This is a genomic window from Paraburkholderia largidicola, from assembly GCF_013426895.1.
Classification (GTDB): Bacteria; Pseudomonadota; Gammaproteobacteria; order Burkholderiales; family Burkholderiaceae; genus Paraburkholderia; species Paraburkholderia largidicola.
In genome coordinates this window covers 1,070,938-1,093,815 of record NZ_AP023174.1, presented here as the reverse complement: position 1 = coordinate 1,093,815, position 22,878 = coordinate 1,070,938, and the positions used below count along the sequence as shown (strand labels likewise).

General features: G+C 61.6%; 17 protein-coding genes. 2 read left to right on the top strand and 15 right to left on the bottom strand.

Going from position 1 to position 22,878, the window contains the following annotated elements; genetic code table 11:
• Nucleotides 1–422: 422 nt before the first annotated feature.
• The gene (gene ppx / locus PPGU16_RS04930) at nt 423–2,012 is read right to left on the bottom strand and encodes an exopolyphosphatase (RefSeq protein ID WP_224027843.1); all 1,590 of its coding nucleotides are present in this window, start codon (nt 2,010–2,012) and stop codon (nt 423–425) included.
• Nucleotides 2,013–2,210: 198 nt separating this feature from the next.
• Between ppx and ppk1 the strand changes: the two genes are divergently transcribed.
• Entirely contained in the window at nt 2,211–4,274 is a 2,064-nt protein-coding gene (gene ppk1, locus PPGU16_RS04925) for a polyphosphate kinase 1 (RefSeq protein WP_180721944.1), read from the top strand.
• Nucleotides 4,275–5,028: 754 nt separating this feature from the next.
• On the opposite strand, the gene phoR is transcribed toward ppk1, so the two are convergent.
• From phoR to PPGU16_RS04870, 11 genes are all read right to left on the bottom strand, one after another.
• Nucleotides 5,029–6,342 (bottom strand): phosphate regulon sensor histidine kinase PhoR, encoded by a 1,314-nt coding sequence (phoR, locus tag PPGU16_RS04920; RefSeq protein WP_180721943.1) that lies wholly within the window; start codon nt 6,340–6,342, stop codon nt 5,029–5,031.
• Between the two features lie 103 nt (nt 6,343–6,445).
• Nucleotides 6,446–7,147: a phosphate regulon transcriptional regulator PhoB gene (phoB, locus tag PPGU16_RS04915; RefSeq protein WP_007748110.1), complete on the bottom strand. Its 702-nt coding sequence runs from the start codon at nt 7,145–7,147 to the stop codon at nt 6,446–6,448.
• Nucleotides 7,148–7,228: 81 nt separating this feature from the next.
• Nucleotides 7,229–7,933, bottom strand: a complete 705-nt coding sequence (phoU, locus tag PPGU16_RS04910; RefSeq protein WP_180721942.1) for a phosphate signaling complex protein PhoU — start codon at nt 7,931–7,933, stop codon at nt 7,229–7,231.
• A 31-nt stretch (nt 7,934–7,964) separates the two neighbouring features.
• Nucleotides 7,965–8,813: a phosphate ABC transporter ATP-binding protein PstB gene (gene pstB / locus PPGU16_RS04905; protein WP_028367729.1), complete on the bottom strand. Its 849-nt coding sequence runs from the start codon at nt 8,811–8,813 to the stop codon at nt 7,965–7,967.
• A gap of 15 nt (nt 8,814–8,828) precedes the next feature.
• Complete coding sequence (pstA, locus tag PPGU16_RS04900) at nt 8,829–9,725, bottom strand: phosphate ABC transporter permease PstA (RefSeq protein ID WP_180721941.1); 897 nt, start codon at nt 9,723–9,725, stop codon at nt 8,829–8,831.
• Entirely contained in the window at nt 9,722–10,720 is a 999-nt protein-coding gene (pstC, locus tag PPGU16_RS04895; protein WP_180721940.1) for a phosphate ABC transporter permease PstC, read from the bottom strand. Before pstC ends, pstA begins: the two co-directional genes overlap by 4 nt.
• 153 nt (nt 10,721–10,873) lie before the next feature.
• The gene (gene pstS / locus PPGU16_RS04890) at nt 10,874–11,905 is read right to left on the bottom strand and encodes a phosphate ABC transporter substrate-binding protein PstS (RefSeq protein ID WP_007748098.1); all 1,032 of its coding nucleotides are present in this window, start codon (nt 11,903–11,905) and stop codon (nt 10,874–10,876) included.
• A 307-nt stretch (nt 11,906–12,212) separates the two neighbouring features.
• Nucleotides 12,213–13,571, bottom strand: a complete 1,359-nt coding sequence (gene glmM / locus PPGU16_RS04885) for a phosphoglucosamine mutase (protein WP_180721939.1) — start codon at nt 13,569–13,571, stop codon at nt 12,213–12,215.
• A 28-nt stretch (nt 13,572–13,599) separates the two neighbouring features.
• On the bottom strand, nt 13,600–14,442 hold the full coding sequence (gene folP, locus PPGU16_RS04880; protein WP_180722551.1) for a dihydropteroate synthase: 843 nt from the start codon (nt 14,440–14,442) through the stop codon (nt 13,600–13,602).
• Between the two features lie 177 nt (nt 14,443–14,619).
• The gene (ftsH, locus tag PPGU16_RS04875) at nt 14,620–16,509 is read right to left on the bottom strand and encodes an ATP-dependent zinc metalloprotease FtsH (protein WP_180721938.1); all 1,890 of its coding nucleotides are present in this window, start codon (nt 16,507–16,509) and stop codon (nt 14,620–14,622) included.
• 187 nt (nt 16,510–16,696) lie between these two features.
• Nucleotides 16,697–17,359, bottom strand: coding sequence for an RlmE family RNA methyltransferase (locus PPGU16_RS04870; RefSeq protein WP_180721937.1), 663 nt, complete (start codon nt 17,357–17,359; stop codon nt 16,697–16,699).
• Nucleotides 17,360–17,652: 293 nt separating this feature from the next.
• On the opposite strand from PPGU16_RS04870, the gene PPGU16_RS04865 reads away from it, so the two are divergent.
• Complete coding sequence (locus PPGU16_RS04865; protein WP_180721936.1) at nt 17,653–18,204, top strand: YhbY family RNA-binding protein; 552 nt, start codon at nt 17,653–17,655, stop codon at nt 18,202–18,204.
• 153 nt (nt 18,205–18,357) lie between these two features.
• Here PPGU16_RS04865 and PPGU16_RS04860 read toward each other — a convergent pair whose 3' ends face one another.
• The 3 genes from PPGU16_RS04860 to carB all read right to left on the bottom strand — a co-directional run bounded on the left by PPGU16_RS04860 (nt 18,358) and on the right by carB (nt 22,770).
• Entirely contained in the window at nt 18,358–18,867 is a 510-nt protein-coding gene (locus PPGU16_RS04860; RefSeq protein ID WP_180722550.1) for a DUF4149 domain-containing protein, read from the bottom strand.
• A gap of 19 nt (nt 18,868–18,886) precedes the next feature.
• Complete coding sequence (gene greA, locus PPGU16_RS04855) at nt 18,887–19,363, bottom strand: transcription elongation factor GreA (protein ID WP_180721935.1); 477 nt, start codon at nt 19,361–19,363, stop codon at nt 18,887–18,889.
• Nucleotides 19,364–19,515: 152 nt separating this feature from the next.
• Entirely contained in the window at nt 19,516–22,770 is a 3,255-nt protein-coding gene (gene carB / locus PPGU16_RS04850; protein ID WP_180721934.1) for a carbamoyl-phosphate synthase large subunit, read from the bottom strand.
• Between the last annotated feature and the right edge of the window lie 108 nt (nt 22,771–22,878).

The following is a 22,878-nucleotide window of genomic DNA, read 5'->3' as shown; positions in this document are numbered from 1 at the left end:
CCCACGCCTCACTTCGGACCGATAGCGCACGCGCCCCACCCTGTAAGAGCACCAGGCGATACGACGCGACAACCTACACACAGTTTGCCACCTGGGCGGCGCATACCATTCGCTGACGCTTGCCTTGGTACGGGTATTTGAAGTGGGGGAGGCGCTCATTCGAAGCGTTGGCAACGAGCGCGAACAGAAATGTTGCCGTGTGAAACGTGGGGACGTTGGGGGCCCGTGGACAGGAACACGGGCTGGCGGTGTGAGCCGCTTTCTTTTGCCTACTTTTCTTTGCGGCGGCAAAGAAAAGTAGGTGCCGCCCCGCACAGGGGCAACGCTTGCGAACCAGAAGCAAACCGCGGATGCCAGCGACAAGCCCCAAACCAAACCAAACAGCAACACCTACCCCACCCCAGCGTCGCAGACAAAAAACATCACTCTTCGGTATACACAACCCGATACGGCGTCCGAATCTTCTCCCACTCAGCCGCCTCCTGAATGAGGCTATAGTCCGTCAGCGGATTATTCGCAACCCACGACTGAGGCAGTCGCACCTCATACCCGCCATTCGCTTCAGCGACAGTAATCTCAGGCAAACCAGCATCCGCACGCCGCCGGCAAAACAGCGCCGCGAGCCGCAAACAGAACAGCAGATTCCATTCGACATCCCGCGTCTGCGCAAGCTTGCCGAGCTTACCGGCATGCCCCACGACGAGCGCCGCCAGCCGCGCCTGATCCGTGCGCGAAAATCCCGGCATGTCCGCATTACTCGCGATATAGGCCGAATGCTTGTGATACGCGCTATGCGAAATCGACAGCCCGATCTCATGCAGCGCAGCCGCCCACCCGAGGAACATGCGGTTCTCTTCACGCACCTCGGCATCAGGCTCTTCGAGCTGATCGTAGAACCGCACCGTGAGTTCGCCGATACGCGCCGCCTGCTCGCGATCTACGCCATAGCGCCGCATGAAACCTTCAACGGTGACCGTGCGCATGTCCTGATGCTGCGAACGCCCCAGCAAGTCATACAGCACGCCAAGCCGCAACGCGCCATCCGTCGTATCGACGTATTCGACGCCGAGTTCGTCGAACACGGCGATCATGATCGACAGGCCGCCCGCCAGCACGGGCACACGGTCCGGCTTCAGCGCGACGAGCTTGAGCCGGTTGACGTTCTCCGCCTTGATCAGCGCACGCTTCAAACGCTCGAGGCCGCCGCGCGAAATGCCATGCGTAATGCCTGGGTCATTGAAGCCGTTCGCTTCGACAAGTTCGGCCAGCGCGCGCGCCGTGCCCGACGAACCGATGCCCTGGTCCCAACCCTCCGCCCTGTAGTCGGCCGAAATGATCTGGATCTCGCGCGATGCCGCGAGTTCGGCCTGACGCATGGTGTATTCGTCGACATTGCCCGCCGGGAAGAACTGACGGCTGTGACTCACGCAGCCAATGTACAGGCTTTCCATGCGAATCGGCGTGTAGTGCGAGCCAATGATGAATTCCGTCGAGCCGCCGCCGATATCGACGACGAGACGCTTGCCCGCGCTCGCAGGAACCGAATGCGCGGCGCCCGCATAGATCAGGCGCGCTTCTTCGCGGCCCGCGATCACTTCGATGGGGAAGCCGAGCGCCGCTTCCGCTTCGCCGAGAAATTCCTGCGCGTTCTTCGCGACGCGCAGCGTGTTGGTGGCAACCGCGCGCACATGATCGGGATGGAAATCGCGCAGACGTTCGCCGAAACGTTTCAGCGCGTCCCAACCCCGTTCCTGTGAAGCACGGTCGAGCATTTTTTCGCGCGACAGGCCCGCGCCGAGCCGCACCGGTTCGCGCAGCGCGTCAACCTGATAGATCTGGCTGCCCGCCTCGGTTTCCTCGACGCGGCCCACGATCAGACGGAAGCTGTTCGAGCCGAGATCGACGGCGGCAAGGAGTGGCGGAGTATTGACCATCGGGTGTGAGGACCTCATGCGCGCGAGGAAAGCACCCATGCGGGGAGCCTTCGGTGGCGCGTTGTTCAAAAGCGCCATTTTAAGCGTAGTCGTCATTACGCTGTCACCTCCGCCATTGTCGAGCGATATCGTCACACAGGGGTGCGTCATATTTACGACACGACGCGGCAAAAGCGTAAAATCATGACAAACGTCATTTCATGCACTTGTCATCATACTGTGAGAATTTCCGAGCGTCCTTTCGAGTTACCTCCCGACATTTCATTCTCACCGCCGATGTCCAACCGCTACCCTCTTCTGAACCGCGAGCTGGGCATTCTGGGGTTCAACGAACGCGTGCTCGCACAGGCCGCTGACCCTGCTGTTCCTCTACTCGAACGCTTACGGTTCATCTGCATCACCAGCAGCAATCTCGACGAATTCTTCGAAGTCCGCATGGCCGGTCTTCAGGAGCAGATGCGCGACAACCCTGGCGCACTGTCACCCGACGGCATGTCGCTGCAGCATTGCTACGATCTCGTGGTCGAACGCGCGCAGAAGCTCGTGCATCGACAGTACACGATGCTGCAGGACACCGTACTGCCTGCGCTGGAAGACGAAGGCATCTATTTTCATGGGATGGAAGCGTGGAACGAAGCGCAGACGCAATGGGCGCGCGACTACTTCCTCAATGAGCTGCTGCCTGTCCTGACACCGATCGGACTCGATCCTGCGCATCCGTTTCCGCGCGTGCTGAACAAGAGCCTGAACTTCGTCGTCGAACTGGAAGGCAAGGATGCGTTTGGCCGTCAGGCCGTGATGGGCATCGTGCAGGCGCCGCGGGCGCTGCCGCGCCTCGTGCGCATGCCGCAGGATCTCTCCGGCTATCCGCATGGCTTCGTACTGCTCAGTTCGCTGCTGCAACGGTTCGTCGGCGAGCTGTTTCCGAATCTCGCCGTGCGCAGCTGCAACCAGTTCCGCATCACGCGTAACAGCGAGCTGTTCGTCGACGAAGACGAAATCACGAATCTGCGCGTCGCGCTGCAGGGCGAACTGCCCGCGCGGCATCTGGGCAATGCGGTGCGGCTCGAGATGTCGGCGGGAACGCCTGCGCATCTGATGCGGCGCCTCCTCGACGAAAGCGGTTTGTCGCAGAAGGATTGCTACTTCGTCGATGGCCCCGTGAATCTCGTGCGGCTGATGCAGTTGCCCGAGATGGTCGACCGGCCCGATCTGAAGTTCGTCCCGCACATTCCCGCGACGCCGCCGCAGATCGCCAACAGCGCAAGCCTGTTCGACGTGATCGATCAGGGCGACGTGCTGCTGCATCATCCGTACGAAAGTTTCCAGCCGGTGCTCGAACTGTTGCTCCAGGCGGCGAAGGACCCGAACGTCGTCGCGATCAAGCAGACCATTTATCGCACGGGCACCGATTCGCCGCTGATGGACGCGCTGATGCAGGCCGCGCGCAATGGCAAGGAGGTGACTGTCGTCGTGGAGTTGCTCGCGCGTTTCGACGAAGAGACGAACATCAACTGGGCGTCGCAACTGGAAGCCGTCGGTGCGCACGTCGTGTACGGCGTGGTCGGCCACAAGTGCCACGCGAAGATGATGTTGATCGTGCGCCGCGTGTCGGAAGGCGGCAAATCGATCCTGAAGCGCTACGCGCACTTAGGCACGGGCAACTATCATCCGCGCACGGCGCGCCTTTATACCGACTTTGGCCTGATGACGGCCGACCAGAAGATCTGCGAAGACGTTCACCACGTGTTCCAGCAATTGACGGGGATTGGCGGCGAGTTGCCGTTGCATGAGTTGTGGCAGTCGCCGTTCACGCTGCATCCGCGGCTCGTCGACGCGATTCGCGCGGAGGCCGAGCATGCGCGCGAGGGCAAGCGAGCGCGGATCGTCGCCAAGATGAATGCTCTGCTCGAGCCGACTGTCATCGCGGAACTGTACGAGGCGTCGCAGGCGGGCGTGAAGATCGATCTGATCGTGCGGGGCGTGTGTGCCTTGCAGCCGGGTGTGGAAGGGTTGTCGGAGAACATCACGGTGCGCTCGATCGTCGGGCGGTTCCTTGAGCATCACCGTATCTTCTACTTCTACGATAACGGTCGTGAGCAGGTCTATCTGTCTAGCGCTGACTGGATGGATCGGAACTTCTTCCGACGTGTCGAGGTGGCGTTTCCGATCAACAACCGGCGGTTGAAGCGTCGCGTGATTGCTGAAGGGTTGTCCGCGTTTCTTGGGGACAACCAGGCTGCCTGGTTGATGCAGAGTGATGGGCATTATCGGCGCCGCCGGCCAGGGAAGTCGTCGCGGAATGCGCAGATGAGTTTGTTGGCGAAGTTTTGTTCTTGAAGGTGGGGCTGGCGACGCTGGGGCGGTGTTTTTTTGTTTTTTTCGCTGGCGTCCGCGTGATGTTATTGGTGCCTCAAGCGTTGCCCCTGTGCGGGGCGGCACCTACTTTTCTTTGCCGCCGCAAAGAAAAGTAGGCAAAAGAAAGCGGCTCACACCGCCAGCCCGTGTTCTTATCCACGGGCCCCCAACGTCCCCACGCCTCACACGGCAGCGCCCTGGTTAGTGCTCGTTGCCAACGCTTCGAACAGACGCCTCACCCGCTTCAGACACCCAAACACGAGCCAGCGGCAGCGAATGATTGCTGCCGCCCAGGTCGCAAACTGTGTGTAGGTTGTCGCACCGTAGAGGTTAGCGCTCTTACCAGAAACACCAGCCTTGCTACATAGTCCGGAGTGATGCGTGTAGGGCACAAAAGCCTACACACAGTTTGCCACCTAGGCGGCGGTGGCCTATCTGGCACGGCGTGCTGCGACGCGGGCACATGAAGCGGGTGAGGCGTAGAGAGAGAACGTTGGCGACGAGCGCGGACTGGCGCGTTGCCGTGTGAAGGGTAAGAGCCTTTCGGGGGCCCTCAGGCAAACACAAGAACGGGCGGTGTTAGCCGCTTTCTTTTGCCTACTTTTCTTTGCGGCGGCAAAGAAAAGTAGGTGCCGCCCCGCACAGGGGCAACGCTTGAAGCACCAAGGCATAACGCGGATGCCAGCGAAAAGGCAAAACAAAAACAAAAACAAAAACAAAGACAAAAAAACCGAACCTATGCCGCCGTCGACTGCAACCGCGCCGTCCTCGCAACAGGAAACCGCACAGTAAACACACTCCCCCGCCCTTCTTCACTCTTCACATCAAGCTGTGCATCATGCCGTTGCAGCACATGCTTGACGATAGCCAGCCCGAGCCCGGTGCCCCCCGTATCCCGCGACCGACTCCGATCTACGCGATAAAACCGCTCAGTCAACCGCGGAATATCCGCAGCCGGAATCCCAAGCCCACTATCGGTAACAGCAAACGTAGCCTGCCCGCCTTGGGCATGCCAGCTCACACTAATCGAACCACCGTCAGGCGTATACCGAATCGCATTCGTAACGAGATTCCCGAACGCGCTGAGGATTTCAGTCTCAACACCGGTTACGGTAAGCGCCTCGTCGGCATCGAACGTCACCCGATGACGTCCACCAGAAAGACTCTGCGCATCGTCCCGCAAATGCCGCAGCACCGCACGCATATCGACCATCTGGCTGCTCGGCGGCTTGTTATCGCCCTCGAGCGTCGCAAGCACGAGCAGATCGCTGACGATATGCTGCATCCGCTGCGCCTGCTGCATCATCAGATCCAGATAACGAACACGCTCGCTCTCGTCGAGCGGCAACTCGCGCATCGTTTCGAGAAAACCTGACAGCACGGTCAGCGGCGTCTTCAACTCGTGCGATACGTTCGCGACAAAATCGCGGCGCATCGCGTCGGTGCGTTCCAGCTCCGTAATGTCCTGCGACAGCACCAGCTTGCGATTCTCGCCGTACGGAAAGACCTGCACGGAAATCACGTTCTGCCGCTTGTCGCCCATCCCGCGCATGATCAGCATCTCTTCGTAACGATGCGAATTCAGATAGCGGACAAAGTCGGGATGACGCACGAGATGCGTGATGTGCTGGCGCAGATCGCGCTTCGCATCGAGGCCGAAGTGCTGTTCGGAGATGGCGTTGCACCACTCGATCTGATCGTGATCGTCGAGCATCGCAACACCGTTCGGCGACGCCTGGATCGCCTGAATGAAGCGCGAGTGCTGTTGCTCGACCTGGCGCACCTGCGCGTGCCAGCGCTTCGCGAGCTTGTGCAACCGGTAGTAGATTTCGCCCCAGATGCCCGGCGCGCTCGGCACTTCGCCATACACAGGCGCATCGAGCAGGCGCCACAAGCGCTGCTTGTGAAACGTGCTGAAAATGCCTTGCGCGAGCAGTGCGAGCACGGCAAGCGTCAACGCCGCCTTGGTGCTGACGAACACGCCGACAAGCACGCACAGCACAGCGAGGAGCACAAGCGATACCAGGGAGCGCGCCCAGATGATGTTCATGTGTTCCTGCAACCTAGAAGACCGATCTGAAGACTACAGAGACAACAAAGCGCGCTGCGTTGAGATGCCGCAGCGCGCTTCGTGTTTTTCCAATCAGTTTACCTTATGCGCTCTTGGCCAGGCGATACCCGCTGCCACGCACCGTCTCGATCATCGCATCGCAGCCCGCCGGCTTGAGCGCCGCGCGCAGACGCTTGATGTGCACGTCGACCGTGCGCTCTTCGACGAACACATGGTCGCCCCACACCTGATCGAGCAGTTGCGTGCGGCTATGCACGCGCTCCGGGTGCGTCATGAAGAAGTGCAGCAGACGGAATTCCGTCGGACCGAGATCGAGCTTGATCTCATTGCCTTCCGCATGCGCCGCGACACGGTGCGTGGCCGGGTCGAGCTTCAGCCCGTTGATCGCAACGACGTCTTCCGTCAACTGCGGTGCGCGGCGGCGCAGTACCGCCTTGATGCGCGCCATCAGTTCCTTCGGCGAAAACGGCTTCGTCACGTAGTCGTCGGCGCCGATTTCGAGGCCAAGCACCTTGTCCTGCTCGTCGCCGCGCGCCGTCAGCATGATGATGGGAATATGCTTGGTGCGCTCGTTGTTGCGCAGGTCGCGCGCGAACGCAATACCCGATTTGCCCGGCAGCATCCAGTCGAGCAGCACGAGATCGGGAAGCACATCGCTGATCAGGTTCTGCGCCTGTTCGGCGTTGTACGCACGAATCGGACAATGGCCCGCGTGTTGCAAGTTGACCGAGATCAGCTCGGAAATTGCGGGTTCATCTTCGATAACGAGAATACTGCTGGGCATTGGCGCCTCTTGATAAACGGTATGCGATGAAAACGGTTTGCGTGAGCGGATAGACACATCCGCTCACGAATCAGCTCAGCATCAGCTGAGCGCCTCGCGTTCGAGCGCGTCGCGGCCCATATGGCGCACGTCCGTGCCCTTCACCACGTAGATGATGAACTCGGCGATGTTCTTCGAGTGGTCGCCGATCCGCTCGATCGCCTTCGCGATGAACAGGAAGTCCAGCCCCACGGAGATCAAACGCGGATCTTCCGTCATGTACGAAATCAGCTTGCGCACGAACGCGCGGAATTCCTCGTCGATCGCCTTGTCGTCGCGCACGATCTGCGCGGCGGCCACGGTGTCGAGGCGCGCGAACGCATCGAGCGCGCGGCGCAGGATGCTCACGGCCATATCGCCCGACAGCTTGATCTCGGCGATGTTGATCGTGCGCGACGCGCCGTCTTCCGACAGGCGCTTGGTGCGCTTCGCGATCTTCTCGGCCTCGTCGCCAGCGCGTTCGAGGTTCGTGATGGTCTTCGAGATCGCCATCACGAGGCGCAGGTCACGCGCCGTCGGCTGACGTCGCGCAATGATGTTGCTGCACTCTTCGTCGATCTCGACTTCCATCTGGTTCAGGCGGTCTTCGGCGGCGATCACCTGATCGGCGATACCGATGTCGAATTCGTTCAGCGCGTTCATCGCCGCAACGATCTGCGCCTCGACCAGGCCGCCCATTTCGAGCACCTTCGAAGACACGGCGTTCAGATCGGCGTCGAACTGGCTGGACAGGTGTTTGTCGGTCATGTCGTACTCCCTAAGCTCGTGCGCTCAGCGCTTAGCCGAAACGGCCCGTGATGTAGTCTTCCGTTTCCTTGCGAACCGGCTTGATGAAGATCTTCTCGGTGTCGCCGAATTCGATCAGCTCACCCAGGTACATATACGCAGTGTAGTCCGAACAACGCGCCGCCTGCTGCATGTTGTGCGTGACGATCACCACCGTATAGTCGCTCTTCAGTTCGGCGATCAGCTCTTCGATGCGCCCCGTCGAGATCGGGTCGAGCGCCGAGCACGGTTCGTCGAGCAGCAGCACTTCCGGACGGATCGCAATGCCGCGCGCGATACACAGACGCTGCTGCTGGCCGCCCGACAGGCCGTAGCCGCTCTGGCCCAACTTGTCCTTCACTTCGTTCCACAGCGCCGCCTTGGTCAGCGCCCACTCGACGCGGTCGTCCATCTCCGAGCGCGACAGCGTTTCGAACATCTTCACGCCAAACGCGATGTTGTCGTAGATCGACATCGGGAACGGCGTCGGCTTCTGGAACACCATGCCGATGCGCGCACGCAGCAACGAGATGTCGCGCTTCGTCGTGAGCAGGTTTTCGCCGTCCATCAGGATCTCGCCTTCGGCGCGCTGCTCGGGGTAAAGCGCGTACATCTTGTTGAACGTGCGCAGCAACGTCGACTTGCCGCAACCCGACGGACCGATGAACGCAGTCACCTTGCCTTCGGGAATCTGCAGATTGATGTTCTTAAGCGCGTGGTACTTGTTGTAGAAGAAGTTCAGGTTGTTGACTTCGATCTTCGGGCGCGAGGGCGCTGCCGCTTGACCGCTCTGCGCCGGGTCGAAACCGGCGGGTGCCGCCGGGCGTTCGACGGGATTCAGGTGACTTTCTGCCATGTTCATCGGATCGCTCCGCCCTTACTTTTTCGAGAAGATCGTACGCGCGAGGATGTTGAGTCCCAACACTCCGAGCGTGATCAGGAAGACGCCAGCCCACGCGAGCGATTGCCACTGCGCAAACGGGCTCATCGCGAACTTGAAGATCGTGACCGGCAGGTTCGCAACCGGTTGATTCATGTCCAGCGTGAAGAATTGATTGGACAGCGCCGTGAAGAGCAGCGGCGCCGTTTCGCCAGCGATGCGCGCGATGGCCAGCAACACGCCCGTCACGATGCCCGCCACCGACGCCTTCAACGTAATCGACAGCACCATCTTCCACTTCGGCGTGCCGAGTGCAAATGCCGCTTCGCGCAGCGCGTTCGGCACGAGCTTCAGCATGTTTTCCGTGGTGCGGATCACGATGGGAATCTGCAGCAGCGCCAGCGAGATGACACCCGCCCAGCCGCTGAAGTGGCCCATCTTCGCGACGACCAGCGCATACACGAACAGACCGACGACGATCGACGGCGCCGACAGCAGGATGTCGTTGATGAAGCGCGTGATGCTCGCCAGCCAGCCCTTCTGGCCGTACTCGGCGAGATACACGCCCGCCATGATGCCGATGGGCGTGCCGACAAACGTGGCGATCACCACCAGCATCAGGCTGCCGACGATCGCGTTCGCCAGACCGCCGCCGTCCGTGTTCGGCGGCGGCGTCGACTGCGTGAAGAGTTCGACGGACAGGCCGCCGATGCCCAGACGCAGCGTCGTGTAGAGAATCCACACCAGCCAGAGGAGACCGAACGCCATCGCGGCGAGCGACATCGTCAGCGCGATCGCATTGGTGACCTTGCGGCGCTTTTGCAGCCTGGTGCGCATCGCTTCGAGCGCTGCGGCATCGGTGCTGCCCGGCATGTTCAACGAGGACTGGCTCATTTCGCGCCCTCCGCTTTCTCGAGGCGAAGCAGCATGATCTTCGAAATCGCCAGCACGATGAAGGTAATCACAAACAGGATCAAACCGAGTTCCATCAAGGCGGCCGTATGCAGGCCGGGCGCCGCTTCCGCGAACTCGTTCGCGAGCGCCGACGTGATGCTGTTACCCGGCGAGAACAGCGACACATTGTCGAGCAGGTTCGTATTGCCGATCACGAACGTGACGGCCATCGTCTCGCCGAGCGCGCGGCCAAGGCCGAGCATCACGCCGCCGATCACACCCGTCTTCGTGAACGGAAGCACGATCTTCCACATCACTTCCCACGTCGTGCAGCCGATGCCGTACGCCGATTCCTTCAGCAGCACGGGCGTGACTTCGAACACGTCGCGCATCACGGACGCGATGTACGGAATGATCATGATCGCGAGAATCACGCCTGCGCACAGAATGCCGATGCCGATGGGCGCGCCCTTGAACAGCGCGCCGACGATGGGCAGGCCGCCGAGCAGCTGGCCAAGCGGCTTTTCGAAATACTGCGCGAAGATCGGCGCGAACACGAGCAGGCCCCACATGCCGTAGACGATCGACGGAATCGCGGCGAGCAGTTCAATCGCGATGCCGAGCGGCCGGCGCAGCCAGGCGGGCGACAGTTCGGTCAGGAAGAGCGCGATGCCGAAGCTCACAGGCACCGCGATGATGAGTGCAATGATCGACGTCGCAATCGTGCCGTAGATGGGCACCAGCGCGCCGAACTGTTCGGAAGGTGGATCCCAGTCGGCCGTCCACAGGAAGGCGAAGCCGAATTTCTGGATCGTCGGCAACGAAGCGACGACCAGCGACACGATAATGCCGCCGAGCAGCAGTAGCGTAACGATGGCGGAAAGCCGGGCAATGCCGCCGAAAATGACGTCGCCCGCGCGGCTGGGCGCTTTCTGCGTCGTGCTACCGGGCGGAGTCGACCGGGCCGCGTCAGAAGTGAGAGGGAGGTCGGACATGGGAGCTGATAAACCTGTTTCCGGTTGCCGTTTGGCGTATGCCAGACGGCCAGAACGATGGCCGCCGGGCTCCATCGAAGCCGGGCGGCCGGCCGCGCGCATCATCCAGATATCATGCGCGCGGTGCTTGCTGCTGTTGCTGCAAGTCGAGGATTACTCGGCGAGTGCCTTGCCCGATGCGTCCTTGACCTTTGCCTTCCACTGCGTCTTGATTTCCGACACGACCGATTCCGGCAGCGTGATGTAGTCCAGATCGTTCGCAGCCTGGCTGCCGTTCTTGAACGCCCAGTCGAAGAACTTCAGCGTTTCCGCGCCTTGCGGACCCTTTTCCTGCGTCGTGTGCAGCAGCACGAACGTCGCGCCGACGATCGGCCATGCGTTCTTGCCCGGCTCGTTCGTCAGGATCTGGTAGAACGACTTCGACCAGTCAGCGCCGGCTGCCGCTGCCTTGAACGTTTCCGTCTTCGGCTCGACCACCGTGCCTGCCGAGTTCTTCAGATCGACGTAAGTCATGTGGTTTTGCTTCGCGTACGCCCACTCGACATAGCCGATTGCGCCCGGCAGACGCTGCACGAATGCTGCGACACCATCGTTGCCCTTGCCGCCCGTGCCCGTCGGCCAGTTGACCGTCGAGCCTTCGCCGATCTTCGACTTCCACTCGGGGTTGACCTTCGACAGGTAGTTCGTCCAGATGAAGCTCGTGCCCGAACCGTCAGCGCGGCGGACCACGGCGATGTCGGTATCCGGCAGCTTGACCTTCGGGTTCAGGGCTGCGATTTCCGGGTCATTCCACTTCTTGACCTTGCCCAGGTAGATGTCGCCGAGCACTTCACCCGACAGCGTGATTTCGCCAGCCTTCACGCCCGGCACGTTGATCACGGGCACCACGCCGCCGACCACCGTCGGGAACTGGAACAGGCCTTCCTTCGCGAGTTCGTCGTCCTTCAGCGGAGCGTCCGAGCCTGCGAAGTCAACCGTCTTCGCGACGATCTGCTTGACCCCGCCCGACGAGCCGATGCCCTGATAGTTGACCTTGCCGCCGCCCGTCTTCTGGTAAGCATCTGCCCACTTCGTGTAGATCGGTGCTGCAAAGGTGCTGCCCGCGCCAGTGATATCGGCGGCTTGCGCTGCGATCGCGAAGAGAGCGCCAGCCATGCCAGCGAACGCGGTTTGCATCAGTTTCATGTTTTCTCCGTGGTTATGAGCGTGTGCAACGACACCGCGAAGAATAGTGGCCCATTGTGACAGTCATGTGACTAATCGTGAACTTCCCGTGACAGTTCTATTACGGCCGTGAAAGGCTCTATGTCAGGGTTTCTACGGGCGTAGCAGATGCGCTTTGAATCGGCGGTTTTATGCTCGTGATTAGCCGTCGCGAACGTTTGCGGATGCCGACGTTCGATTGGGCGTTCGTGGCGCGAGCGGGAGTCAACTGAGCATAAAAAAGGGCGGCATGCGGCCGCCCTTTTATCCGGAACGCTAGCGTCGCGAATCAGGTCGTCGCTTGCTTGACGACGTCCGCGATCGTTTCCGCGTGATACACCGCATCTTTCTCGTCCGCCGCCTCGACCATGACGCGCAGGACAGGCTCGGTACCCGACGCGCGTATCAGCACGCGGCCGCGGCCGTCGAGCGCGCCCTCCGCCTCGCTGATGGCCCTGCGGATGGCATCGCTGCCCTTCCAGTCCGCGCCCGGCTGCATCCGTACGTTGATCAGCTTCTGCGGGAACAGATTGACGCCTTCGAGCAACTGCTCGAGCGAACGGCCGCTGCGTTGCATCGCTGCCAGCACCAGCAACGCGGAGACGATACCGTCGCCCGTCGAATGACGATCCAGCGACAGGATGTGTCCCGAGCCTTCCGCGCCAAGCTCCCAGCCATGCTCGCGCAATTGTTCCAGCACGTAGCGGTCGCCGACGGCGGCACGCACGAACTGCACGCCCGTCTTCTTCAGCGCGACTTCGACGGCCATATTGGTCATCAGCGTGCCCACCGCGCCTTCGACCTTGCCTTGCGTCGCGATGCGGTCCTTCACCAGCACGTACAGCAGTTCGTCGCCGTTGTAGAGCCGCCCGTTCGCGTCGACGACCTGCAGACGGTCGGCGTCGCCGTCGAGCGCGATGCCGAGATCCGCCTTGTTCGCGCGCACCGCGCGCACGAGCGCGTCGGGTGCCGTCGCGCCGACGCCGTCGTTGATGTTGAAGCCGTTCGGCGAGACGCCGATCGTGATCACGTCCGCGCCGAGCTCATGGAACACGTGCGGCGCGACGTCGTACGCCGCGCCGTGCGCACAGTCGACGACCAGCTTCATGCCGCGCAGATCGAACGCCTGCGGGAACGTGCTCTTGCAGAACTCGATGTAACGGCCCGCTGCGTCGTCCAGACGCCGCGCCTTGCCGAGGCGCTCGGACGGTGCGCAATCGAGCGGCTTGTCCAGTTGCTCCTCGATCTGCAACTCGACCTCGTCCGGCAGCTTGTTGCCGTCCGCGGAGAAGAACTTGATGCCATTGTCGTAGTACGGATTGTGCGAAGCGCTGATCACGACGCCCGCCGCAAGACGCAGCGCGCGCGTCAGATACGCGACGCCAGGCGTCGGCATCGGACCGGCCAGCATCACGTCGACGCCCGCCGCCGAGAAGCCCGACTCCAGCGCCGCCTCGAGCATATAGCCCGACACGCGCGTGTCCTTGCCGATCAGCACCGTGGGCCGCGTGCCCGTCTTCGCCCAGGTGTCGGCGCCCGCGAGCACCTTGCCGGCTGCGTAGCCGAGCCGCAGCACAAAGTCAGGCGTGATCGGCCCTTCGCCGACCTTGCCACGAATCCCATCCGTTCCGAAATATCGACGTGCCATATTGGAATTTTCCTCCCAAGCGTGGAGATCAGGCGCGCCGCGCTGCGTCGCGCGTCGCCGCCCATACTTTTAGTGCATCCACTGTCTGCTCGACGTCATGCACGCGGATGATTGCCGCCCCCCGTTCAGCCGCGCACACCGCCGCCGCGACACTCGCCGCTACGCGTTTCCGCGCGGGCCGGTTCACGACAGCACCCAGCATCGACTTGCGCGACATGCCCGCCAGAATGGGCAGCGGCGTGCCGACGATCGGCGCGGTCTCAGGCAAGTGAGCAAGCAGCGCGTAATTATGCTCGACCGTCTTGCCAAATCCGAATCCTGGATCGACGCTGATACGATTTTTTGCAACACCTGCACGGATCATCGTATTGACACGTTCGTCGAGGAAGGCGCGGATCTCAGCGACGACGTCCGCGTAGGCGGGTTCGCCGACCTGCATCGTCTGCGGTTCGCCCAGCATATGCATCACGCACAGACCACACTGGCTGTCCTTCACGGCGTCGATCGCGCCGGGCATCCTGAAGCCCCAGATATCATTAATCAGATCAGCGCCCGCCGCTAGCGCATGGCGCATAACTTCAGGTTTGTACGTGTCGACGGATACGGGAATCCCTGCGTCGCTCAGTTCCTTGACGAGGGGGATCACGCGATCCAGTTCGTCTTCGAGTGGTACGGGCGGCGCGCCAGGCCGCGTCGACTCGCCGCCAATGTCGATGATGTCGGCACCGTCGGCCAGCATCAGCTCCGCCTGCAGCCGCGCCTTGCTGGGCTCTGCGTACAGGCCGCCATCGGAAAACGAATCGGGTGTGACGTTCAGAATGCCCATCACAAGCGGGCGTTCGAACGTAAAGACGAACCGGCCGCATTGCATCGGCTCGGGAATGGGATGAAGCGGGGATTGGGCGTTTGACACGAGACAGGAGCGTACTACGTAGGCGAAGGGTTAAGAACGACCGCGAAACGACCGTATCGCGATCCGAGCAGCATTAGAAATGAAAACGGGCCGGTGTGAAAACACACCGGCCCGTAAAACACCTTTAACCGATCATCAGGTAGCCGGCGCGGTCGCGCTGCCCGGCTTCACTTCCGTGCCCGGGCTGCTGCCGCCCGATGCATCGCCAGGCGACGGCGAGCTCTTCGGCGAGCGCGGCGGACGTCCAGCCATGATGTCGTTGATCTGATCGGCGTCGATCGTTTCCCACTCCATCAGCGCGGCGGTCATCGCCTCGACCTTGTCGCGGTTCTCGTCGAGCAGACGCTTGGCGAGGTTGTACTGATCGTCCAGCACACGACGGATTTCTGCGTCGACCTTCTGCTGCGTCGCCTCGGAAATGGTACGCGTAAAGCCACGGCCGAACGGCGACGCATCGTTCTCGTCGTCGACGTAGACCATCGGCCCCAACGCGTCGGTCATGCCGAAGCGCGCCACCATGGCACGTGCGGTTGCCGTCGCCTTGTTGAAGTCGTCGGATGCGCCCGTGCTGATCAGGTTCAGGAACAGCTCTTCCGCCACGCGGCCGCCGAACAGAATGGCCAGACGGTCGAGCAGGTAGTCCTTCGAATACGTCTCGTTGTCGTGCTCCGGCAACTGCCACGTCACACCCAGCGCACGGCCGCGCGGGATGATCGTGACCTTGTGCACCGGGTCCGCCTTCGGCAGCAGCTTGGCGATCACCGCATGGCCCGACTCGTGGTAAGCCGTCGCGCGCTTCGCGTCTTCGCGGATCACGGCCGACTTGCGCTCCGGACCCATGAAGATCTTGTCCTTCGCGTCCTCGAAGTCCTGCATTTCGACGATGCGCTTGCCGCGACGCGCAGCGAACAACGCCGCTTCGTTCACGAGGTTCGCCAGATCGGCGCCCGAGAAGCCCGGCGTGCCACGCGCGATCACTGCCGCGTCGACGTCGTTTGCGATCGGCACCTTGCGCAGGTGCACCTTCATGATGTGCTCACGGCCACGGATATCCGGCAGACCGACATACACCTGACGGTCGAAACGGCCCGGACGCAGCAGCGCCTTGTCGAGCACGTCCGAACGGTTCGTCGCAGCAATCACGATCACACCCGAGTTCGCCTCGAAGCCGTCCATTTCGACGAGCATCTGGTTCAGCGTCTGTTCGCGTTCGTCGTTACCGCCGCCCATGCCGGCGCCGCGATGACGGCCGACCGCATCGATTTCGTCGATGAACACGATGCAAGGCGCATGCTTCTTGGCCTGCTCGAACATGTCGCGCACACGAGCCGCGCCCACGCCGACGAACATTTCGACGAAGTCCGAACCCGAGATGCTGAAGAACGGCACCTTCGCCTCACCCGCGATAGCACGCGCAAGCAGCGTCTTACCGGTTCCTGGCGGGCCGACCAGCAGCACGCCGCGTGGAATACGGCCGCCCAGCTTCTGGAACTTCTGCGGATCGCGCAGGAAGTCGACCAGTTCGGACACTTCTTCCTTGGCCTCGTCGCAGCCGGCGACGTCCGAGAAATTAATTGCGTTGTTGTTCTCATCGATCAGACGCGCACGGGATTTACCGAACGAGAAGGCACCGCCTTTCCCGCCTCCCTGCATCTGTCTCATCATGTAGAACCAGAATCCGATGATCAGGATGGTTGGCCCGAGGTAATACAACGCGGAAACCAGCGCGTTCGGCTCGTCATCTGCCTTGCCGCTGACCTGCACGCCATACTTCATCAGGTCGCCGACCATCCAGATGTCGCCCGGCGACACGATCTGATACTTCTGACCGTCGGCCGGCGTCACCGTGAGGTTGCGCCCCTGAACGATCACACTCTTGACCTTGCCGCTTTTCGCGTCGTCCATGAACTGCGAATAGGAAACGCCTTCCTGGACACGGGGCTTGTCGAACTGCTTGAACACCGTAAACAGCACCAGTGCGATCACCAGCCACACTGCTGCTTTCGAAAACATGTTGTTGTTCAAAGCACCACTCCTTCACTCATAGACAAGCGCCTACATTTGCCTTGCGGCACCACTCAGGCATTCTAATCCAGTCCGAAGACCCCTGCCATAAGCATTCGCTACCGCATAAATAGCGTACCGCGCAACCTCAGCGCTCTTATTTTCCGGCGTGCCGGAAATGCGGGCTTACATATCACTGCACCCGTTTTTAACGGGGTCGCTTCAGATGCCTACCCAGAATGAACGTCTCGGAGGATTTGTCCCGGGACGCCTTCGGTTTCCGAGCGGCCACCGTCTTAAACTGATGCTTGAACTTTTCGACAATCTGGCTGTAACCGCTGCCGTGAAAGCATTTGACTAAAAGGGCACCATCGGGTTTGAGGTGGTTCTGCGAAAACTCCAGCGCGAGGTCGCACACATGCTCGATCCGCGCGGCATCCGCCACCGCCACCCCCGACAGGTTGGGCGCCATATCCGAAATTACAAGATCGACATCGCGATCTCCGACGACTTCTTCCAGTTGTTCGAGAACATTGTCCTCACGGAAGTCGCCCTGGATGAAATGAACGTCGGCGATCGGCTCCATCGGCAGCAGATCGAGCGCAATGATCGTGCCGTCGATCCCGCCGTCCCGCTGCGCGTCGCGATGTTTGCCCTGCGCGAGCTTGTTGCGTACGTACTGACTCCAGCTGCCGGGCGCGGCGCCCAGATCGACGATCACCTGACCCGGGCGGATCAGCTTGTCCTGCTCGTCGATTTCCTTCAGCTTGTAGGCTGCGCGGGCGCGATAGCCCTCCCGCTGCGCCATTTTCACGTACGGATCGTTGATGTGGTCGTGCAGCCACGACGTGTTGAACTTGTTTTTTGCCATTAAACGTTGAACTCTTGCTACGTAATGCCGCGCTTTTAGCGGATAATACGCGTTTAATTCGCGCGACTGCAGCCAAAGGCCGTCTGCCGCGCTCGTGGTTCTGCTTGTAGTCCGCGCTGCCGCTGCCGTCACTCTCTGGCGCCGGCCTCGCCCCGGATTCATCGCCCGCAGTTTCCTGGCCGCAGTTTCCTGATTTTTCGCGTACCGCCTGCTGTTCCGCCGGATCGCCGGTTTGCCGGACCACCGATCCCTGCTCGCGGGCGTCGCCATTTTAGTCGAGTCTTCTACTTCTCATGCCCGCCCTCAAAGTTTCTTCCGAACAACGCGCCGAACTGCGCTCCCAGGCTCACGCGCTCAAGCCGGTCGTGATCATCGGCGCCGACGGGCTGACCGATTCCGTGCTGGCGGAAGTCAAGGTCCATCTGAAAGCGCACCAGCTGATCAAGATCCGCGTGTTCGGCGACGAACGCGAAGAGCGCCTCGCCATCTACGACGAAATCTGTGATCGCCTGAATGCGGCGCCGATCCAGCATATCGGCAAGCTGCTCGTCATCTGGAAGCCGGAAAAGGTGGCCGCCGAACGCGCTCCCGCTGCGAAGACCGCTGTAAAGACGAAGCGCGGCGTACTGCCGAGCGCACGTGAGGCCGTTGGTGAATCGCCGACAAACAAGGGCCGCGCGCCGCGCGTCGTGAAGGTCGTCAAACCGTCCGAAAATCCGACGCGCAAGCCCAAAGCGCAGAAACTGGTGGTTCGCGGCAACGAGCGCGTCACCGCTGGTGGCAACATCAAGAAAGCGAAGAAGCGCCAGACCAGCGCGAAGCGCATGCATCAGACGTCGAAATAAAACCGGCGTGGCGCGGAAAAAACCAGTTTGAGGTTTCGGTCTTGGCCATCTGGCCTGGACCGCGCCGACCGAAGAGAATTTGAAGGGCGCCGCGCCCTTGAGCGCCGACAAGCCAGTCTGCCCGCCTGCCCGGACGCAATCAGCGCCGACGCGCTATCCGGCAGTCCGGCCAGCGACGCGTCCCGCGCCCCGCTCCGCGCCGCCAATACCCGTTCCCGCCGGCAGCTTCCAGGCGAGCACGATACCCAACAGGCTTTCGATCAGATAGAACACGCTCGACACGCCGTGCAGCATGCCAAAGCGGCTTGCATAAACGGAGTGGCCGACATCTGTGCCCGCTTCCTGCGCGGCGATGCGCAGCGCATTCATGAACGGCTGCAGCGCGAAGTAGCCGACCAGCACGCACACCAGCATGCCGGCGATCAGCCAGCGCAGACGCCGATACGCGTCGCCCCCGCGCCGGACCAGCACATTGCACAGCGCGAGCAACAGCACGCCGCATACCACGCCGATCACGCCTTCGATGCGAAACAGCTGTGCCGCCACCGCGCCCGCCGTCATCCGGTCGAGCGACGTGAACAGCACGGGCGCCACGGCGTAGCCAATGGTCAGCAGGCTGCCGACCCAGATGACCGTCAACAGGCGGAACAGGCGATGCGGCATCGAAGACACGGCGGCCGCCTCAGATGTAACGGACCGCGATGATTTCGTACTCGCGCACGCCGCCCGGTGCCTGCACCGACGCGACATCGCCTTCCGTCTTGCCGATCAGCGCGCGCGCGATCGGCGAGCTGACGGAGATGAGACCGCGCTCGAGATCGGCTTCGTCGTCGCCGACGATTTGATAGGTAACCGAAGCACCCGAATCGAGATCTTCCAGATCGACCGTCGCGGCGAACACGACGCGGCCTTCCGCGTCGAGCGCGGCCGGATCGATGATTTGCGCGGCCGCCAGCTTCGATTCGATGTCAGCAATGCGGCCTTCGATAAAGCCCTGCTTCTCTTTCGCAGCGTCGTACTCGGCGTTTTCCGACAGATCGCCCTGGGCACGCGCTTCCGCGATCGAATTGATGACGGACGGACGCTCAACCGATTTCAGGCGCTGCAATTCGTCGCGCAGTTGGTCTGCGCCGCGCTTCGTCAATGGAATAGTGCTCATAAACAACTCTTTGGCAAAAGACAGCCACAAAAAAAATCACCGCGGTTAAGTGCATCCCGGTACGGTGCGCAAACGTGGCACAAAGCCCGATCTGACACCTTAGGGACGCCGCTTAACCGCGGCACTTACGACTTGGACAGAAATCTGAAGCCTTAGTTTAGGCGAGCGTGGAGTCCTTGTAAATCATAGACTTCCAGATCCTTCAGATAACGCAAGCCTTCAACGGCGGCACGCGCGCCCGACATCGTCGTGTAGTACGTGACCTTGTTCGCCTGCGCGCTCATGCGGATCGAACGCGAATCGGCGATCGCTGCGCGCGTTTCGTCGACGGTCGTGAAGACGAGTGCGATTTCGCCGTTCTTGATCATGTCGACGATGTGCGGACGGCCGTCCTTCACCTTGTTGACGACCTTCACCGGCACGCCGGCCGCTTCGATCGCCGCAGCCGTGCCCTTCGTCGCGACGAGCGGATAGCCCAGCTCATGCAGCATCCGCGCGACTTCGACAGCCTTCGGCTTGTCGGCGTCCATCACGGTCAGCAGCACGGTGCCCGTCTCCGGCAAACGCGAACCCGCCGCGAGCTGCGACTTGAACAACGCCTCGCCGAAGGTTTGACCCACGCCCATCACTTCGCCCGTCGAACGCATTTCCGGTCCGAGCACCGGGTCGACCGTCGGGAACTTGACGAACGGGAACACGGCTTCCTTCACGCTGAAGTACGGCGGAATCACTTCCTTCGTCACGCCCTGCTGCGCGAGCTTCTGGCCGACCATCGCGCGCGCTGCGATCTTTGCGAGCGGCAGGCTGGTCGCCTTCGACACGTACGGCACCGTACGCGAAGCACGCGGGTTCACTTCGAGCACGTAGATGACGTCGAGCTTCGAGCCATCCGCCTGCGGCACCTGCTGAATCGCGAACTGCACGTTCATCAGACCGACCACGTTCAGCGCCTTTGCCATCGCGCCCGTCTGGCGCTTGAGTTCAGCGACGGTTTCCTTCGACAGCGAATACGGCGGCAGCGAGCAAGCCGAATCGCCTGAGTGGACGCCTGCCTGTTCGATGTGCTCCATCACGCCGCCAATGAACACCGTGTCGCCGTCCGAGATGCAATCCACATCGCATTCGATCGCGTCGTTCAGGAAGCGGTCGAGCAGCACGGGCGAATCGTTCGACACCTTCACGGCCTCGCGCATATAGCGCTCGAGGTCGCGCGGCTCGTGGACGATTTCCATCGCACGGCCACCCAGCACGTACGAAGGACGCACGACGAGCGGATAGCCGATTTCGTCGGCGAGCTTCAGCGCTTCGTCTTCGGCGCGTGCCGTGCGGTTCGGCGGCTGACGCAGGCCGAGGTCCTGCAGCAGCTTCTGGAAACGCTCGCGGTCTTCTGCAGCGTCGATCATGTCCGGCGACGTGCCGACGATGGGCACGCCATTCGCCTCGAGATCGAGCGCGAGTTTCAGCGGCGTCTGGCCGCCGTACTGAACGATCACGCCGAGCGGCTTTTCCTTGTCGACGATTTCGAGCACGTCTTCGAGCGTCAGCGGCTCGAAGTACAGACGGTCCGACGTGTCGTAGTCGGTCGAAACGGTTTCAGGGTTGCAATTGACCATGATCGTTTCGTAGCCGTCTTCGCGCATCGCGAGCGCGGCGTGCACGCAGCAGTAGTCGAACTCGATGCCCTGGCCGATCCGGTTCGGGCCGCCGCCCAGCACCATGATCTTCTTGTTGTTCGTCGGGTTCGCTTCGCACTCTTCTTCGTACGTCGAGTACATGTACGCCGTCTTCGTCGCGAACTCGGCCGCACAGGTATCGACGCGCTTGTACACGGGGCGCACGTTCAGTTCGATACGGCGCTTGCGCACATCCGCGCCCGTCGCGCCGAGCAACTTCGCGAGGCGGCGATCCGAGAAGCCGCTCTGCTTCAGATACGTCAACTCTTCCTTCGTGAGGCTCGCGAGCGTCCGGCCTTCGAGCGCCTTCTCCTTGCGGATGATCTCTTCGATCTGCGCGAGGAACCACGGGTCGATTGCGGTTTCCTCGAAGATTTCCTGTTGCGTCAGGCCGAGGCGGAACGCGTCGCCGACGTACCAGATGCGGTCCGGGCCGGCTTCGCCGATCTCGCGGATTACTTCGTCGCGGCTCGTGGTCTTTTCATCCAGACCGTCGACGCCGACTTCCAGACCGCGCAGCGCCTTCTGGAACGACTCCTGGAACGTGCGGCCGATCGCCATCACTTCGCCGACCGACTTCATCTGCGTCGTCAGACGCGGATCGGCTTCGCGGAATTTTTCGAACGCGAAACGCGGGATCTTGGTGACGACGTAATCGATGGTCGGTTCGAACGATGCCGGCGTCTGACCGCCCGTGATTTCGTTCTTCAGTTCGTCCAGCGTATAGCCGACGGCGAGCTTCGCCGCGACCTTCGCGATCGGGAAGCCCGTTGCCTTCGAAGCCAACGCCGACGAACGCGACACGCGCGGGTTCATTTCGATCACGATCATCCGGCCGTCGACGGGATTGATCGAGAACTGCACGTTCGATCCGCCCGTATCGACGCCGATCTCGCGCAGCACCGCGAGCGATGCATTACGCAGGATCTGATATTCCTTGTCGGTGAGCGTCTGCGCCGGCGCGACGGTGATCGAGTCGCCCGTGTGGATGCCCATCGGGTCGAGGTTTTCGATCGAGCAAACGATGATGCAGTTGTCCTTTTTATCGCGGACCACTTCCATCTCGTACTCTTTCCAGCCGAGCAGCGATTCTTCGATCAGCAGTTCACGCGTCGGCGAGAGGTCGAGACCGCGCTTGCAGATCTCTTCGAATTCTTCGCGGTTGTACGCAATGCCGCCGCCCGAGCCGCCGAGCGTGAACGACGGACGGATCACGATCGGGTAACCGCTGCCGCCCGTGAACGCCGCGATTTCCGCTTGCACCTGCAACGCTTCTTCCATCGAATGCGCGATGCCCGACTTCGCCGAGCCGAGCCCGATCTTCGTCATCGCGTCCTTGAACTTCTGACGGTCTTCGGCCTTGTCGATCGCTTCCGGCGATGCGCCGATCAGTTCGACCTTGTACTTCTCCAGCACGCCGTGGTGATGCAGATCGAGCGCGCAATTCAGCGCGGTCTGGCCGCCCATCGTCGGCAGGATCGCGTCCGGGCGCTCCTTCGCGATGATGCGCTCGACCACTTCCCACGTGATCGGCTCGATGTAGGTGACGTCGGCCGTATTCGGGTCGGTCATGATCGTCGCCGGATTGCTGTTGACGAGAATGACCTTGTAGCCTTCCTCACGCAGCGCCTTGCACGCCTGCGCGCCCGAGTAGTCGAACTCGCACGCCTGGCCGATGATGATCGGACCCGCGCCGATAATGAGGATGCTCTTGATGTCTGTCCGCTTGGGCATAACGCTCTCGCTAATGTATTCCTGAGTTCTTACCGTTGGCGCGCCGGCGGTGTGCCGTTCGGACCGTGCCCAGATGGGCCAGCCGAACGGCGTCGCGGGGCGCGCTTT

Coding starts and splice junctions, on each gene's coding strand:
- pstC (WP_180721940.1), bottom strand. CDS start 10,720: ATGTCCGACCTCCCTCTCACTTCTGACGCGGCCCGGTCGACTCCGCCC.
- pstS (WP_007748098.1), bottom strand. CDS start 11,905: ATGAAACTGATGCAAACCGCGTTCGCTGGCATGGCTGGCGCTCTCTTC.
- carB (WP_180721934.1), bottom strand. CDS start 22,770: ATGCCCAAGCGGACAGACATCAAGAGCATCCTCATTATCGGCGCGGGT.
- greA (WP_180721935.1), bottom strand. CDS start 19,363: ATGAGCACTATTCCATTGACGAAGCGCGGCGCAGACCAACTGCGCGAC.
- pstA (WP_180721941.1), bottom strand. CDS start 9,725: ATGAGCCAGTCCTCGTTGAACATGCCGGGCAGCACCGATGCCGCAGCG.
- PPGU16_RS04860 (WP_180722550.1), bottom strand. CDS start 18,867: ATGCCGCATCGCCTGTTCCGCCTGTTGACGGTCATCTGGGTCGGCAGC.
- folP (WP_180722551.1), bottom strand. CDS start 14,442: ATGCAATGCGGCCGGTTCGTCTTTACGTTCGAACGCCCGCTTGTGATG.
- PPGU16_RS04870 (WP_180721937.1), bottom strand. CDS start 17,359: ATGGCAAAAAACAAGTTCAACACGTCGTGGCTGCACGACCACATCAAC.
- phoB (WP_007748110.1), bottom strand. CDS start 7,147: ATGCCCAGCAGTATTCTCGTTATCGAAGATGAACCCGCAATTTCCGAG.
- ppk1 (WP_180721944.1), top strand. CDS start 2,211: ATGTCCAACCGCTACCCTCTTCTGAACCGCGAGCTGGGCATTCTGGGG.
- phoU (WP_180721942.1), bottom strand. CDS start 7,933: ATGACCGACAAACACCTGTCCAGCCAGTTCGACGCCGATCTGAACGCC.
- glmM (WP_180721939.1), bottom strand. CDS start 13,571: ATGGCACGTCGATATTTCGGAACGGATGGGATTCGTGGCAAGGTCGGC.
- pstB (WP_028367729.1), bottom strand. CDS start 8,813: ATGAACATGGCAGAAAGTCACCTGAATCCCGTCGAACGCCCGGCGGCA.
- PPGU16_RS04865 (WP_180721936.1), top strand. CDS start 17,653: ATGCCCGCCCTCAAAGTTTCTTCCGAACAACGCGCCGAACTGCGCTCC.
- ppx (WP_224027843.1), bottom strand. CDS start 2,012: ATGGCGCTTTTGAACAACGCGCCACCGAAGGCTCCCCGCATGGGTGCT.
- phoR (WP_180721943.1), bottom strand. CDS start 6,342: ATGAACATCATCTGGGCGCGCTCCCTGGTATCGCTTGTGCTCCTCGCT.